Source organism: Perlucidibaca piscinae DSM 21586, assembly GCF_000420045.1.
GTDB classification, from domain to species: Bacteria; Pseudomonadota; Gammaproteobacteria; order Pseudomonadales; family Moraxellaceae; genus Perlucidibaca; species Perlucidibaca piscinae.
Genome location: NZ_ATUE01000004.1, coordinates 1 through 1,272, shown reverse-complemented (window position 1 = coordinate 1,272; position 1,272 = coordinate 1). Strand labels below are relative to the sequence as shown.

Below are 1,272 nucleotides of genomic sequence, written 5' to 3'. Positions count from 1 at the left end.
TAAGTGCACACGGTGGATGCCTTGGCAGTCAGAGGCGATGAAAGACGTGGCAGCCTGCGAAAAGCTTCGGGGAGGTGGCAAGCAACCTTTGATCCGGAGATGTCTGAATGGGGAAACCCACATGGGGTCAATGCCCATGTATCACACACTGAATACATAGGTGTGTGAGGCGAACGCAGGGAAGTGAAACATCTCAGTACCTGCAGGAAAAGAAATCAACCGAGATTCCGTCAGTAGCGGCGAGCGAACACGGACAAGCCTCCAATCTTTAGCCTCAGCGTTAGTGGAACAGTCTGGAAAGTCTGGCCATAGTGGGTGATAGCCCCGTACACGAAAACGATGAGGTGGAACTAGGTTTGGGACAAGTAGGGCGGGACACGTGACATCCTGTCTGAATATGGGGGGACCATCCTCCAAGGCTAAATACTCCTGACTGACCGATAGTGAACTAGTACCGTGAGGGAAAGGCGAAAAGAACCCTGGTGAAGGGAGTGAAATAGATCCTGAAACCGTGTGCATACAAGCAGTGGGAGCCCCTTCGTGGGGTGACTGCGTACCTTTTGTATAATGGGTCAGCGAATTATTCTCAGTAGCGAGGTTAACCGTATAGGGGAGCCGTAGGGAAACCGAGTCTGAATAGGGCGTTTAGTTGCTGGGAGTAGACCCGAAACCGAGTGATCTATCCATGAGCAGGATGAAGGTGCCGTAACAGGCACTGGAGGTCCGAACCCACTGTCGTTGAAAAGCCAGGGGATGACTTGTGGATAGGGGTGAAAGGCTAATCAAACTCGGTGATAGCTGGTTCTCCCCGAAAGCTATTTAGGTAGCGCCTCGGACGAATACCCTGGGGGGTAGAGCACTGTTTCGGCTAGCGGGTCATCTCGACTTAGCAACCCGATGCAAACTCCGAATACCCAGGAGTACTATCCGGGAGACAGACGGTGGGTGCTAACGTCCATCGTCAAGAGGGCAACAACCCAGACCGCCAGCTAAGGCCCCAAATTCCTGGTTAAGTGGGAAACGATGTGGGAAGGCATAGACAGCTAGGAGGTTGGCTTAGAAGCAGCCACCCTTTAAAGAAAGCGTAATAGCTCACTAGTCGAGTCGGCCTGCGCGGAAGATGTAACGGGGCTCAAACCAGGAGCCGAAGCTGCGGATTTGCACTAAGTGCAAGTGGTAGGGGAGCGTTCTGTAAGCCTGCGAAGGTGGATTGAGAAGTCCGCTGGAGGTATCAGAAGTGCGAATGCTGACGTGAGTAACGATAATGGGGGT

Annotated in this window: 1 rRNA gene; it reads left to right on the top strand. The window is 52.9% G+C overall.

The window, feature by feature from the left end:
- A 23S ribosomal RNA gene (locus tag F595_RS0100065) occupies positions 1–1,272 on the top strand; the annotation flags it as partial.